Source organism: Hypnocyclicus thermotrophus (assembly GCF_004365575.1).
GTDB lineage: Bacteria > Fusobacteriota > Fusobacteriia > Fusobacteriales > Fusobacteriaceae > Hypnocyclicus > Hypnocyclicus thermotrophus.
Genome location: NZ_SOBG01000007.1, coordinates 89,982 through 103,719, shown reverse-complemented (window position 1 = coordinate 103,719; position 13,738 = coordinate 89,982). Strand labels below are relative to the sequence as shown.

General features: G+C 23.4%; 14 protein-coding genes. 3 read left to right on the top strand and 11 right to left on the bottom strand.

Annotated features, from left to right (window positions below):
- The first annotated feature begins 63 nt into the window (after positions 1 to 63).
- The 3 genes from EV215_RS08385 to EV215_RS08375 all read left to right on the top strand — a co-directional run bounded on the left by EV215_RS08385 (position 64) and on the right by EV215_RS08375 (position 2,185).
- Positions 64 to 864 carry an ATP-binding cassette domain-containing protein gene (locus EV215_RS08385; RefSeq protein WP_243832412.1) on the top strand — a complete coding sequence of 267 codons (801 nt, stop codon included), beginning with the start codon at positions 64 to 66 and terminating at the stop codon, positions 862 to 864.
- Between the two features lie 32 nt (positions 865 to 896).
- Positions 897 to 1,136: a hypothetical protein gene (locus EV215_RS08380; RefSeq protein WP_134113558.1), complete on the top strand. Its 240-nt coding sequence runs from the start codon at positions 897 to 899 to the stop codon at positions 1,134 to 1,136.
- Between the two features lie 239 nt (positions 1,137 to 1,375).
- The gene (locus tag EV215_RS08375; protein WP_134113557.1) at positions 1,376 to 2,185 is read left to right on the top strand and encodes a sensor histidine kinase; all 810 of its coding nucleotides are present in this window, start codon (positions 1,376 to 1,378) and stop codon (positions 2,183 to 2,185) included.
- A gap of 5 nt (positions 2,186 to 2,190) precedes the next feature.
- Here EV215_RS08375 and EV215_RS08370 read toward each other — a convergent pair whose 3' ends face one another.
- From EV215_RS08370 to EV215_RS08320, 11 genes are all read right to left on the bottom strand, one after another.
- On the bottom strand, positions 2,191 to 3,612 hold the full coding sequence (locus EV215_RS08370; protein ID WP_166667387.1) for a sensor histidine kinase: 1,422 nt from the start codon (positions 3,610 to 3,612) through the stop codon (positions 2,191 to 2,193).
- Complete coding sequence (locus EV215_RS08365; protein WP_134113555.1) at positions 3,596 to 4,285, bottom strand: response regulator transcription factor; 690 nt, start codon at positions 4,283 to 4,285, stop codon at positions 3,596 to 3,598. The genes EV215_RS08370 and EV215_RS08365 overlap by 17 nt, the downstream gene beginning before the upstream one ends.
- A 66-nt stretch (positions 4,286 to 4,351) precedes the next feature.
- Positions 4,352 to 4,576: an SHOCT domain-containing protein gene (locus EV215_RS08360; protein ID WP_134113554.1), complete on the bottom strand. Its 225-nt coding sequence runs from the start codon at positions 4,574 to 4,576 to the stop codon at positions 4,352 to 4,354.
- A gap of 11 nt (positions 4,577 to 4,587) precedes the next feature.
- Positions 4,588 to 5,118, bottom strand: coding sequence for an SHOCT domain-containing protein (locus EV215_RS10590; RefSeq protein WP_208320360.1), 531 nt, complete (start codon positions 5,116 to 5,118; stop codon positions 4,588 to 4,590).
- A gap of 150 nt (positions 5,119 to 5,268) precedes the next feature.
- Positions 5,269 to 6,123, bottom strand: a complete 855-nt coding sequence (folD, locus tag EV215_RS08350) for a bifunctional methylenetetrahydrofolate dehydrogenase/methenyltetrahydrofolate cyclohydrolase FolD (RefSeq protein WP_134113553.1) — start codon at positions 6,121 to 6,123, stop codon at positions 5,269 to 5,271.
- 19 nt (positions 6,124 to 6,142) lie between these two features.
- Complete coding sequence (locus EV215_RS08345; RefSeq protein WP_134113552.1) at positions 6,143 to 6,772, bottom strand: redox-sensing transcriptional repressor Rex; 630 nt, start codon at positions 6,770 to 6,772, stop codon at positions 6,143 to 6,145.
- A gap of 21 nt (positions 6,773 to 6,793) precedes the next feature.
- Positions 6,794 to 7,726, bottom strand: coding sequence for a methionyl-tRNA formyltransferase (gene fmt, locus EV215_RS08340; RefSeq protein WP_134113551.1), 933 nt, complete (start codon positions 7,724 to 7,726; stop codon positions 6,794 to 6,796).
- An 8-nt stretch (positions 7,727 to 7,734) separates the two neighbouring features.
- A complete protein-coding gene (def, locus tag EV215_RS08335; RefSeq protein ID WP_134113550.1) occupies positions 7,735 to 8,244 on the bottom strand; it encodes a peptide deformylase in 510 nt (169 codons plus the stop codon).
- 13 nt (positions 8,245 to 8,257) lie between these two features.
- Positions 8,258 to 10,399 (bottom strand): replication restart helicase PriA, encoded by a 2,142-nt coding sequence (priA, locus tag EV215_RS08330; protein ID WP_134113549.1) that lies wholly within the window; start codon positions 10,397 to 10,399, stop codon positions 8,258 to 8,260.
- Positions 10,396 to 11,766 carry an anthranilate synthase component I family protein gene (locus EV215_RS08325; RefSeq protein WP_134113548.1) on the bottom strand — a complete coding sequence of 457 codons (1,371 nt, stop codon included), beginning with the start codon at positions 11,764 to 11,766 and terminating at the stop codon, positions 10,396 to 10,398. The genes priA and EV215_RS08325 overlap by 4 nt, the downstream gene beginning before the upstream one ends.
- Before the next feature lie 4 nt (positions 11,767 to 11,770).
- Positions 11,771 to 13,726 carry a PASTA domain-containing penicillin-binding protein gene (locus EV215_RS08320; protein ID WP_166667386.1) on the bottom strand — a complete coding sequence of 652 codons (1,956 nt, stop codon included), beginning with the start codon at positions 13,724 to 13,726 and terminating at the stop codon, positions 11,771 to 11,773.
- Between the last annotated feature and the right edge of the window lie 12 nt (positions 13,727 to 13,738).

The following is a 13,738-nucleotide window of genomic DNA, read 5'->3' as shown; positions in this document are numbered from 1 at the left end:
AAAGAAGAAAATACTATTGATGATGATCAAATAATTGAAAATATTATTGATTATACTAATCAAATGATAGAATTTCTTGGAATGAATGATAATAAAGTTAAAACACTTACAATTTATCCAGGATACAATAAATACGGTGAAAAAGAAAATTATGATAAAATAGATGTCCATGCTGGAGAAATAATATGTATTGTTGGACCTACAGGTAGTGGAAAAAGTAGATTATTAGCTGATATTGAATGGGCCGCTCAAGGAGATACTCCTACAAAAAGAATTATTCATATAGATAATAATCCTGTTGATATAGCAAATAGATTTTCAGCTGGTAATAAACTAGTCGCTCAATTATCTCAAAATATGAACTTTGTAATGGATCTTACTGTATATGAATTTTTAAAACTTCATGCACAAAGTAGAATGGTTGAAAATGATGAAGAAATAGTAAAAAAAATAATAGCAAAAGCTAATGAATTAGCTGGAGAAAAATTTACTAAAGATACACCTATAACAAGTCTTAGTGGAGGTCAATCTAGAGCGCTTATGATCGCTGATACAGCAATATTAAGTAGTTCTCCTATAGTACTTATAGATGAAATTGAAAATGCCGGAATTGATAGAAAAAAAGCTCTTGAACTATTAGTAGGAGAAGAAAAAATTGTAATAATGGCTACACATGATCCTATTTTGGCACTTATGGGAAATAAAAGAATTGTCATAAATAACGGTGGAATTACAAAAATTATAAATGTAACAGAAAAAGAAAGAAGTATTTTATCAGAACTTGAAAAGCTTGATAAAATTATGCAAGATATGAGAAATAAACTAAGATATGGTAAAGAAATCACTTTAGATAAAAAAATTTAAAATTTTTAAAATATAAATTAGGAGGTATTAATATGCATGAAGGATGTTCAGGAAAATTTGAAAGTGGAAAACAAATAGTTGATAAATTGAGAATGATGGGATTTGAAAGACAAGCTATGCCTTTACCTGTAAAAATTGATTGTGAATGTCAAAAAAGTTTTATAATGAAAACTTTTGAGTCTAAATGTCCTCATTGTGGGATGGTTTATGGGGTTACTCCATGTCACGCTTTTGATAAAAGTAATATTCTCGCAGCTGGAAAAGATTATTAATTTTAATTTCAAAATAAAAAATTGGCTATATAATAGCCAATTTTTTATTCTATATTATTTATCATTGAAATTACCATAAATGCTAACGTCTTCCAAACTCTTTTTAAAAATTTCATACTATCACCTTCCTATAAATAGAATACTATATTTTTTATAAACTTGTCAATTATATTTTGATTTTTTTTAAAAAATATGCTAATATTAGTCATAAAGTTTTGTTTTAGTACTCGGGAGGTTTTATGTTTAGGTATTTATTAAGGGGGAAAAAAAGTAAAATTAAAGTTTTAATAGGTAAAAATAATTTATTGAAAAAAGAAAATGAAGAACTAAAAAATGAAATCTATGCATTAAAACATAGAAAAGAAAAAATATTTTCAATTATTTCTCATGACTTAATGGGGCAAATTGCTACTTATAATAATTTAGTAGAATATTTATTGATAAAACTATATAGTGAAGATGTCGAAAAAAAATATATTGAACGAACTCTTTTACAATTAAAAGAATCTTCAAAAACTACTTATAACTTATTAGAAAATTTATTATATTGGGCAAAATCTCACCTCAATCAAATTGAATTCAATCCTAATGAATTTGAATTAAGAGAAGCTATTACTAGTCAAATGAAAATACTTAAATTAAATGCTGAAAACAAAAATATATCTTTAAATACTTCTATAGATAAAAAAATTTATATGATTACTGATGAAAACATGCTAAAAACTATTATCCGAAATCTACTTTCTAATGCAATAAAGTTTACTGAGAATAATGGTAAAATTGAAGTTTTAGCTGAAAAAAAAGACAATTGTGTAACTATCACAATAAAAGATTCTGGAGTTGGTATATCAGAAGAAAAAATAAATAAAATATTAAATAATTTTAAATTTTCTAGTACTAGTGGGACAAATGGTGAAGATGGCACTGGTCTTGGTCTTATTTTATGTATTGATTTTATTAAAAGATTAGGCGGGGATTTAAAAATTTCTAGTATTATTAATATTGGAAGTTCATTTAGTTTTACCATTCCTATTACAAAAAAAACTTAAGAGAGTTATTTACAACTCTCTTTTTTAAATAAAATTTTAAATTCCATACCTTTTTTATTTTCATTATATGCAAATAAAAAATTATTTTTATGTTTATTTAATATTTTTTTTATTATTGATAATCCAAGTCCTGTTCCACCATAACTTCTTTTTCTTGATTTATCTTTTTTGTAAAATGGCTCCCACAATTTTTCTATTTCTTCATCATCTATTTTTTCACTACTATTGAATATAGCAAGTTCTATATATTCATTATTATCTTTTCCTTTTATATAAAACTGTTTTGGCTCTTTTATATTTCCTATTGCATTCGTAATAATATTTACCATTAATGTTTCAAAATCTGTTTTAGTATAACAAATATTTATGCTTTCGTTTATTTCTATATCTTTTTTTATATTATTATTTATAAAATCAACTTTAAATTTCTCTAAAATATTTTCTATATAATTTTTCAAATTAATTTTTTCTAATTTTTTTAAATTTATTTCTTCATTTTTTATTACTTCAAGAAGTTTTTTTACCATTTCTTCCATTCTATCAGTTTCATTTAAAATAATATTATAATATTCCTCTCTATCATCTGCAATATTGTCTTTTAATCCTTCTGTATATGCTTTAATTAAAGCTATTGGGGTTTTTAATTCGTGATTTACATTTTTTAAAAATTCATCCCTAATATCCTTTTCTTTTTTTAGATTTTCTGTTACATCATTTAATTTTTTAAAATTTATTTCTAATTCATTTGCCAAATAATTAAATGAATTTGCTAAATTTTCTATTTCATCTCCTGTTTTTAATTGGATTCGTTTAGAAAAATCAAGATTGGCTAAACCATTAGTAAAATCAATGAGTTTCTTTAGAGGTTTTGAAAATCTTTTTATAAAATAAAAATTAACAAAACTCACTGAAAATATTACTATAAAAACTATTATTAGAAATAATTCATTTGCTATTTGGGAATTTTCTTTAATTTTATTAATCGGAAATGTCATAACTATAAAATCATCATTTTTTTTTAAAACTCCTACTATTTCATTATATCCAAAAGGCATATTATAGTAACTATCTATTATATAATCTTTATTTTCATCTAATTTTTTAATAAGATTATTTATAATATGATTTTTCATCATAGTAGTATTTGTCATCATTCCCATACTCATATGAAAATTATTATCTCTAAAGTTTTTTTTCTTTGATATAAAAACATTAAATTCACCTTTATAATTTTTTATTATATAATAAATATCATTCTGGTTTTTAGATATTTCTTTTAACTCTTTTTCCATTTTTATTTTATATTTATATATATAATATTTATTTAGAAACACTCTATTTAATAAAATTATAAATATCATTGAAAAAAACAATATTAACGAAAATATAAAAAACATTTTAATACTAAATTTATTTGTTTTTTTCATAATCAATCTCCTTAAATGAGAACATATAACCATACCCTCTTATTGTTTCAATATAATTATTTTCTATTTTTTTTCTAAGTTTTTTAATATGTGTATCTACTGTTCGTACATCTCCAAAAAAATTATATCCCCATACATTATCTAATATTTTTTCTCGTGACAAAACTATATTCTTGTTTTCTATTAAATATAATAAAAGTTCATACTCTTTTGGTGATAAATTAAGTAAATTATTATCATAATATACTCTATGACTATCTTTATTTATTAGTAATTTCTCTATTTTTATTTTATTACTTTTATTTAATTCTAAGTTTTTTTTAAAAATTCTATTTATTTTAGCTACTAATACTCTTGGACTAAATGGTTTTGTTATATATTCATCTGCTCCAAGCTCAAATCCAAATATTTCATCTAATTCTTTATCTCTAGCTGTTAACATCAGAATATATACTTCTTTATTTTTATGCCTAATTTGTTTGCATACACTCCATCCATCTATTTTAGGTAACATTATATCTAATATTACTAAATCAATATTATTTTCAAAAAACTTATTTAATCCTTCTTCTCCATCTTCAGCTTCTAATATTTTATAATTTTCTTTTTTCAAATAATCTTTTATTATTTTTCGTATATTTTTTTCATCTTCAATAATAAGTATTCTTTTCATTTTACACCTCATAAAAATATATAATAGAGTGAAAATTTAATATTCTCACTCTATTATTATACCATATTATAGATCTTTTTTTATTTTTTCATATTCTTCTTTTGTTATTTCTCCTTTTGCATATCTTTCTTTTAAAATTTCTAAAGATGTTTTACTTTTAAATATTTCTTTATTTCCATTTTTATTTATAAAGTAAAATATTAATGCCACTATTACTATCCAAAATATTATCATCATTATTCCTTGACCTCCAAACAAATTATAACATCCACCGTTAAAAAATCTCCACATATTTTCCACCTCTATTTAGTTAATTCAGCTTTCATTTCATTATATTCTTCTTTTGTTATTTCTCCTTTTGCATATCTTTCTTTTAATATATCTAATGCATCAGAATTATTTCCCCATATTCCATTGTTTCCCATCATTCCACCCATTCCAAATCCATATCCTTCAAGATAATTTATTGCTGTATTTATATGCATATATTTTAACTGTTCGCTATTATCTCCGCCCATTAATTTTTCCATAAATTCATGTCTTTCTTTATCATATACCATACTATCCATTAAAATTTCTCCAAATTCTTCTAATTCTTTATCTGTTAATTTTTTATAATCAATTTTTTCATCATTTTTAATATTATATTTTGCTCTAAGTTCTGTTTCATATTTTTCTATTTCTTCATTAGTAAATTTATAATCTCTATTATTCAAATTTTTACTATTTCTATTATACCCATTTCCTGACATTTTTCCTGCACCACCATGTGCATATGTACTAGTAATTACCGCTATTGCTATTAATCCTGCTATTAAAAATCTTTTTTTCATTTTACTCACTCCTTTTATTTTATATATTTTAGTTTTGATTAAGACTTTATCTCTTCTTACACTATAATCTTACTCTATTAATGTGTTCATTTTGTGACCAATTAAAGAAAGTTTCAAAAAATAAAAAAAGTTCTATTAATTTAGAACTTTTTATAATCTATTATTTTTAAATGATAGTAATGTATTTTTCATAAGCATTGTTACAGTCATAAGTCCTACTCCGCCAGGTACAGGCGTTATCCTACTTACTTTTTCATATACATCATCAAAATCTACATCTCCACATAATTTATTATTTTCATCCCTATTCATTCCTACATCAATAACTACTGCTCCATCTTTTATCATATCTTTTTTTATAAATTTAGCTTTTCCTACAGCTGATATTAGTATATCTGCTTTTTTAGTTTTTTCTGCTAAATCTTTTGTTCTACTATGACAAATTTGTACAGTAGCACTTTCTGCTATAAGTAAAGATGCCATAGGTTTACCTACGATATTACTTCTACCTATTATTACTGCATCTTTACCTGATATTTCTATATTTTCTCTTTTTAACATTTCTATTATTCCATATGGTGTACATGATTTAAATCCTGTTTTATCTCCTATAAGAGTCTTTCCCACATTAATTGGATGAAAACCATCTACATCTTTTTTATAAGAAATTGCATCAATTATTTTTTGTTCTGATATATGGTTTGGAATGGGTAATTGTACTAATATTCCATCAATATTTTCTTTTTTATTTAACGTTTGAATTAATCTTAATAATTCTTCTTCTGTTGTTTTTTCTGATAAATGATATTTTTCAGAAAAAATTCCCAATTCTTCACAAGTTCTTATTTTTGAACCTACATATACTTTTGAAGCTTGATTTTCCCCTAATAAAACTACTGCAAGTCCAGGAATTTTTCCTGTTTTTTCTTTTAATTCAGTTACTTCTTTTTTTATCTCTTCTTTTATAGCATTAGAGATTTTTCTCCCATCAATTATTTTCTTCATTAAAATATAATCCTCCTGTTTATTTTAAAACTTTTTCTTTCCAATAATTTAACTCTTGTAATTTAGCATATAAATCTATGTTTTCTACTACAACATTTTTTGGCACATTTAATTTTATTGGTGCAAAATTGAGTATTGCTTTTATTCCACATTTCACTAAATAATCAGTAAGTTCTTGTGCTACTGACTTTGGTACTGTAATAATTGCTATATTTACATCTTCTTTTCTATTGATAAAATGCTCTAATTCTTTTATATCTCTTATTTTAATACCATTTATTTCTTTTCCTATTTTATTTTCCGAATTATCAAAAATTCCTACAATATTAAAACTTTCTTTTGTAAATTCTGGTTCAGAAAAAAGTGCATTTCCTAGTCTTCCCATTCCTACAATAATTACATTATTAGTTTTATGAACACCTAATATTTTTTCAATATCTGCATAAAGATTTCTTACTTGATATCCTTTACCTCTAATTCCAAACTCTCCAAAATTAGATAAATCTTTTCTTACTTGTGCCGCTGTAAATCCCATTTTTTCTGCTAATTCTTCTGATGAAATATAATCCTCTTGTGGAAGATTTTCTAAACATCTTAAATATTTTGTTAATCTTTCGATCACCTTCGGTGATATTCTTTCTTCTTTCATTAATAATTACCTCCAATCATTTTAATTCAATCTATTACATAATTCAAAATAATTTCCATTAATTATATCTCTTCCAGAAATAGTTTTTTTATTTTCTGGTTTAACTTTTGTTAAAATTATAGAACCATCTTTAACTTTTACAATAGGTCCTCTTTTTTTATCAAACTCTACTATTTCTCCGATTTCTGCATCTTCATATGTTTTATCATACTCTTCTACTCTATATAATTTAAAAATTTTATTATTAAACGTAAAAAATGCTCCTGGAAATGGATCTAATCCTCTTACGAAATTAAATATTTCTCTTTTAGATTTATTCCAATTAATTTTTGTTTCTTCTTTTAATATTGGTTTTACAAATGTCGCTTCTTCATGATTTTGTGATTTTCTTATTACTTTTCCTTCTTCAATTAATTTTATTGCTTTTAATAAAGTTTTAGCACCTATTTCAGCCAATCTATCATGAACACTTTTTAAATTATCATCATCACTTATTTCTGTTTTAGCTTGCAAAATTATATCTCCTGCATCAAGTTCTTCTGCAATATCCATAATGGTTACTCCTGTTTCTTTTTCTCCATTAATTATTGCATAATGAATAGGAGCTGCTCCTCTATATTTTGGTAATAATGATGAATGTACATTTATTGTTCCATATTTTGGTATTTCTATAAGCTCATTTGGTAATATTTTGCCATATGCTACTACTACAATAAGATCTGGGTTTAGTTCTTTTATTTTTTCAATTACTTCTTTTGATTTTACTGATTTCACTTGATATATATCTAAGTTATTATCAATTGCATATTGCTTTACAGGATTAAATTTTATTTTTTTCCCTCTTTGATTTGGCTTATCTATTTTTGTAAATACTCCAATAATTTCATGATATTTATTTAATATTTCTAGAGAAGGAACTGCAAATTCTGGTGTTCCCATAAATAATATTCTCATATTCCCTCCTATTTTATTTTTTTTAATGTTTCTTTTTTTAATTTTTGCAATTTATTCGAGACCAATCTTTTTGCTACTGGTGAAATTTTATCCACAAAAAGAACCCCTTCTAAATGATCATATTCATGTTGAAATGCTCTAGCTAATAACCCCTCTGCTTGTTCTATTACTTCTTCACCATTTTCATTTAAATATTTTATTTTAAGTGATTCAGGTCTTTTTACTTTTTTATATATTCCAGGTATGCTCAAACATCCTTCTTCTTGCTCTACTATATTATTAGAAAATTCTAAAAATTCTGGATTAATTACTTTTCTTATATTTCCATCACCAATATCAAGAACAAAAGCTCTAATATTTATTCCCACTTGTGGAGCTGCTAAACCTACACCTTGTGCCTCCTGCATAGTTTCTACCATATTATTTAAAAGAGTTTTTATTTCGTCATCTATTTTCTCTATTTTTTTTGATTTTTCTCTTAATACACTGCTACCATATGTTACTATATCCATTATCATTTTTACCTCCATATTACATTAAATTCATTGGATCAACATCAATTACTATTCTCACACTATCATTTTTTTCTTTATTTACATTTTCTATAATATATTTTTTTATTCTATTTATCTCTTTTCTCTCTCCTTTAATAAATATTTGATATCTATATCTAGATTTTATTTTAAATATAGGTGCTTCAATAGGCCCATATATTTCTAAATTTTTAGCTATATTTATCAGTATACCATATAATTTTTTAGCTTTTTTAAATACTTTCTCTATTTCTAATCCTGATACAATTATATTTATGATTCTAGAAAATGGTGGATAATTAAGCATTTTTCTATTTTTTATTTCTATATCATAAAATTCTTCATAATTATGATTTATAACTGATAAAATACTATAATGATCTGGATTATAAGTTTGAATTAACACTTCTCCCTCTTTTTTATCTCGTCCTGCTCTTCCTGCTGTTTGAGATATAATTTGAAATGTTTTTTCGCCAGCTCTAAAATCTGGAAAATTAATTATTGTATCTGCTGTAATAATGCCCACCAAAGTTACATTTGGAAAATGAAATCCTTTAGAAATTATTTGAGTTCCTATCATTATATCATATTTTTTATTATAAAAATCATTATATATTTGTGCATAGCTATCTCTATCTTTTGTAGTGTCTGCATCCACTCTTATTATTTTACTATCTTTAAAATGTTTTTTTAATTCGGTTTCTATTTTTTCAGTACCTTTTCCAGAATATTTTAAATTTGTACTTCCACAACTACTACATTTATTAGTATATTTTCTTTTATATCCACAATAATTACATTTGTATTCTTTACTACTTGCATAAAAATCAAGTGATACTGCACAATTCGGACATTCTTCTACATGTCCACATTCTTTACACTGAATATACGTAGAATAACCTTTTCTATTGATAAAAAATATTACTTGATTATTTTTTCTTAACTCTTCTATTGTTCTCTTTATAAGTTTTTTACTAAAATATTCATTTTCTTCTCTTTTCATATCTACTATATTTATTTTAGGCATTTTTATACTATTAAATCTATTTTTTAATTTAATTAATTCAAAAATATTATTTTGTGCAAAATAATAACTCTCTATTGAAGGCGTTGCGCTTCCAAATATAACTTTGCAGTTATCAATTTCTGCTCTTTTGATTGCTACATATTTAGCATTATATCTTGGATTAGTGTCTTGCTTATATGTTGTTTCATGTTCTTCATCCATTATTATATATTTTAGATTTTTTACTGGTGCAAATATTGCTGAACGCACTCCTAATACTATTTTTTTATTCCCATTATATATACTTAACCACTCTTTTTTTCTATCAGTATTAGTAAGTTTGCTATGAAGTATGGCTATTTGTTCTCCAAATTCTTCTTTAAATCTCTTTATCATTTGTGGAGTCAATGATATTTCTGGTAACAAAAATATTGCACCTTTATTTTCTATAATAGCATCTCTTATAAGTTGTATATATACTTCTGTTTTTCCAGAACCTGTTACTCCATAGAGTAAGTAGTATTTTTTATTCCCATTAATTATTTTTTCTTTTGCTAATTTTTGTTCTTCATTTAAATTTATTTTATTGTTTTCTAGTATAACTTTTATATCTTTAAAATCATTATAATTATTTTTTGTGTTAAATTCTTGATTTACTTCTTCTAAAACTTTCTTTTTTATTAATTTTTCAATATATCCTTTTGTATATCTATTATATAAAGTTTTTAATTTATATTTCTCTTTTTTCTTTATATAATTGAGAAATTCTTTATCTTTTTCATCTGCAGGTATAAATTCATTTGATAATTTATAATATTTTTCTATCTCTGCTTTCAAATCTTTTGGATAAATACTATCTATTAATTGAGAAAAACTACATAAATAATGATTTTGTATCCATAAAAAAAGTTCTATTAAATTTTTACTAAATTTTATTTCACCATAAAGCTTTTGAAGGATTTTATTTACTTTAAAAGAAAATTCTCTATCTTTTGATTCAGAAACTACAAGTCCTATTTTTTTTCTATTCATAAACATTACAAGGACATGTTCACCTATTTCATATTCGTTGTTTTCATCTAAATAAACATAAAAACCTTCTTGTCCATAAACATATAAATTTAAATATCTCATATTTTACCTTTTTTATTATTTATATAATTTTTATAAGCTAAAATCATTGCTCTAGCTTTATTAATAGTTTCTTTATACTCTTTTTTAGGATCCGAATCATATACAATACCTGCTCCTACTTGAAAGTACACTTTATTTTCTTTTTGAATAAAACTTCTTATAATAATATTAAAATCAATATTCCCATTAAAGTCTATAAATCCCATACTTCCTGTATAAAAACCTCTTTTAGTAGGTTCTAATTCTTCTATAATTTCCATAGTTCTTATTTTAGGAGCACCTGTTATTGTTCCACCTGGAAACATAGCATTTATAACATCAAATCCATCATACTTTTTATCTAATTCTCCTATAATATTGGATACTATATGCATTACGTGAGAATATTTTTCTATTACCATAAATTCATTTACTTTTACAGTTCCAATTTTTGATATTTTCCCTATATCATTTCTTTCTAAATCAACAAGCATTACATGTTCTGCTAATTCTTTTTCATCTATTTTTAATTCTTTTTCAAAATTTATATTATCTATTTTATTATCTTTTTTTATTCTTCTAGTTCCTGCTATAGGTCTTGTTTCTATTTTATTATTTTCTAATTTAACTAGTCTTTCTGGTGATTGACTAATAAGTCTAAATTCTTTTAAATTTATAAAAGATGCAAATGGCGATGGATTAATTTTTCTAAGTATTTCGTATAAATAAAAACTATCTTCGTCTGGAAATTCCGTCATAAATCTTTGACTTAGGTTTACTTGGAATACATCTCCTTCTTTTATATAATATTTAGCTTTTTCTACAATTTTTTCAAATTGTTCTTTTGACATATTAGGTATAAAATTTTTTATATCTTCCCACTCAACATCTTCTTCAATTATTTCAATATTATTTTTAAAATTTATTGTATTATTCCATTTAAATCTTTTATCTGAATAATTCAATTCATAAAATTCATTAGTTTTTTCATCTTTTACTATAATTAAATTAGGCATTACAAAATATATATCTTCAATTCCTAAATCGTCTTTTGCTATATTAGGCAATTTTTCTATATATTTATTATAGTCATAAGAAATTATTCCTATCAGTCCACCATTATAAAACGGATATTTATATTTTTTATTATTATTTATTTCCAATATTTCTCTAGCTTTATAAAAAATATTTTCTTCAATTATTTGATTATTAAATTTCACTAAATTATCTTTTAATGTAATTTTATTATTAAAATAAGCACATATATATGAATAATTAGATAATTTACTCTTATTAGCTGAGTCAAGTATAATAAATTCTTCTGAAAAATTTTCTTTATTTATTTTATAAAAATCAACAATTGAAATATTACTTTCAAATAACTTCACCTGTTTACTCCTCTAGTTTTATTTTTATTGCTATATTCTTCTTAAGCTCAATTCCTGGCTTTGGATATTGATAAACAACCTTACCTCTTCCACTTATATCCAATTTGAATTCCGTGTCTTTAAACACTCCTATAACATCTCTATATGTTAGCCCTTTTAACTCTGGCATATATTTTAAATCAAATTCTATTTTATTATATTTTACTTCCTCGTCTTCTAACTCCTCTATATTTTTTTCTGGTGGTATATTTTTATATTTAAAAATTCTCTTCATTACATTTTTAAATACAGGTGCTAATATACTTCCACCATATACATTTTTATCACTTTTAGGATCATCTGCTATTAATAATATTAAATATTCTGGCTTATCTAAAGGATAAAATCCCATAAAAGACACTATAAATTTATCATCAGAATATCTCCCATTTTCACTTTTTTGTGAAGTTCCTGTTTTACCACCTATACTATAACCGTCAATTTTAGCTTTTTTACCTGTTCCTTCTTCTACAACTTTATATAATATTTTTTTTATTGTATCTGATGTTTCTTTAGAAATAATATTACTCCTAATAATTTCTGATTTAAATTCTTTAATTGTTTCTCCTTCAGCTGTAGTTATTTTTTTTATTACTCTTGGCTTATAAAGAATCCCTCCATTTATAACTGCACTAAACGCGTTTATCATTTGAATAGGAGTTACTGCTATCCCTTGACCAAATGCCATTGTATATTTTTTTAATCCATCCCATTTTTTATAAGGTAGTTGTTTTATATTAATCTCATTAGGTAAATCTATATTTGTTTTTTCATAAAATCCAAATTTTTTAAGATATTCTTCAAAAGTTTTTGCGTCTATTCTATCAGCTATTTTAACCATTCCTACATTACTTGACTTTATTAATACATCTTCTAATTTTAATATTCCTCTAGATGAATTACTACTATCTCTAATAACTGCATCATATTTTACTATTTTTCCCTCTAAATTATTAAAAGTATCTTTTGTTGAAACTAATTTTTCTTCAAGTGCTGCAGATACTATTATTGGTTTCATTACCGAACCAGGCTCATATATATTTTGGATTATAGTATTTTTTGTATATGCTACTTTATTAACTGGAAGTGATACCATTGAAAGTATTTCTCCGTTATTAGGATTCATTATTATTCCTGAAGCCCAATTTGGTTGATAATCATTATACATACTTATTAATTCTTCATATAAAATATATTGCATAAAATAATCTATTGTTAAAACAACATTATCACCATCTGGATTTATTTCATTATTATTATTTTTAAATGAAGAAAACATTGGTAATTCTCTTTTTCTTGTTTTCTCTACATAACTAATAATTTTTTCTTTTTTACCTTTTAATTCATTTTCAAATATTTTTTCTACTCCAAATTTTCCAACTTTTATATTATCTTCGTTATATCCCAAAAATCCTATTATATGTCTAAATAATTTTTCATTAGCATATTTTCTTATGTTTGAGGTTTCAAAAGTTATATAACTATATTTATATAACTTATTCTTTTTTAATTCTTTTATTAATTTCTCTTTTAATTTTTCATCTAATACATTTTTTATTTTTAAATATTTTCTACCATCTTTATACTTTTTATTTAATAATTTTTCAAAAGATGATTTTTTTTCTTTAATATATTTGGATAAAATTAAGCTATACTCTTTTTCTACATTATCTTTTACAATATTATATGGATTTAAAATTATATAAAAATAGGTAATATCATAAGCTAATTCATCTCCATTTTTTGATAATATCTTTCCTCTTTTACCTTCTAAATTATAATTTTTTATTATTTGTGTTTTTACTATTTCTTTATATTTTCTACTTTGAATAATTTGCAAACTAAATAATCGTCCTAAAAGAATAACGAAAACAAAAATTATAAATATTAAAAAAAATTTTAATTTATTATTAAATTCCAAATTCATCACCTT

Coding starts and splice junctions, on each gene's coding strand:
- EV215_RS08375 (WP_134113557.1), top strand. CDS start 1,376: ATGTTTAGGTATTTATTAAGGGGGAAAAAAAGTAAAATTAAAGTTTTA.
- def (WP_134113550.1), bottom strand. CDS start 8,244: ATGATAATGGATATAGTAACATATGGTAGCAGTGTATTAAGAGAAAAA.
- EV215_RS08370 (WP_166667387.1), bottom strand. CDS start 3,612: ATGAAAAAAACAAATAAATTTAGTATTAAAATGTTTTTTATATTTTCG.
- EV215_RS10590 (WP_208320360.1), bottom strand. CDS start 5,118: ATGAAAAAAAGATTTTTAATAGCAGGATTAATAGCAATAGCGGTAATT.
- folD (WP_134113553.1), bottom strand. CDS start 6,123: ATGAAGAAAATAATTGATGGGAGAAAAATCTCTAATGCTATAAAAGAA.
- EV215_RS08380 (WP_134113558.1), top strand. CDS start 897: ATGCATGAAGGATGTTCAGGAAAATTTGAAAGTGGAAAACAAATAGTT.
- EV215_RS08385 (WP_243832412.1), top strand. CDS start 64: ATGATAGAATTTCTTGGAATGAATGATAATAAAGTTAAAACACTTACA.
- EV215_RS08365 (WP_134113555.1), bottom strand. CDS start 4,285: ATGAAAAGAATACTTATTATTGAAGATGAAAAAAATATACGAAAAATA.
- EV215_RS08345 (WP_134113552.1), bottom strand. CDS start 6,772: ATGAAAGAAGAAAGAATATCACCGAAGGTGATCGAAAGATTAACAAAA.
- priA (WP_134113549.1), bottom strand. CDS start 10,399: ATGAGATATTTAAATTTATATGTTTATGGACAAGAAGGTTTTTATGTT.
- EV215_RS08360 (WP_134113554.1), bottom strand. CDS start 4,576: ATGTGGAGATTTTTTAACGGTGGATGTTATAATTTGTTTGGAGGTCAA.
- fmt (WP_134113551.1), bottom strand. CDS start 7,726: ATGAGAATATTATTTATGGGAACACCAGAATTTGCAGTTCCTTCTCTA.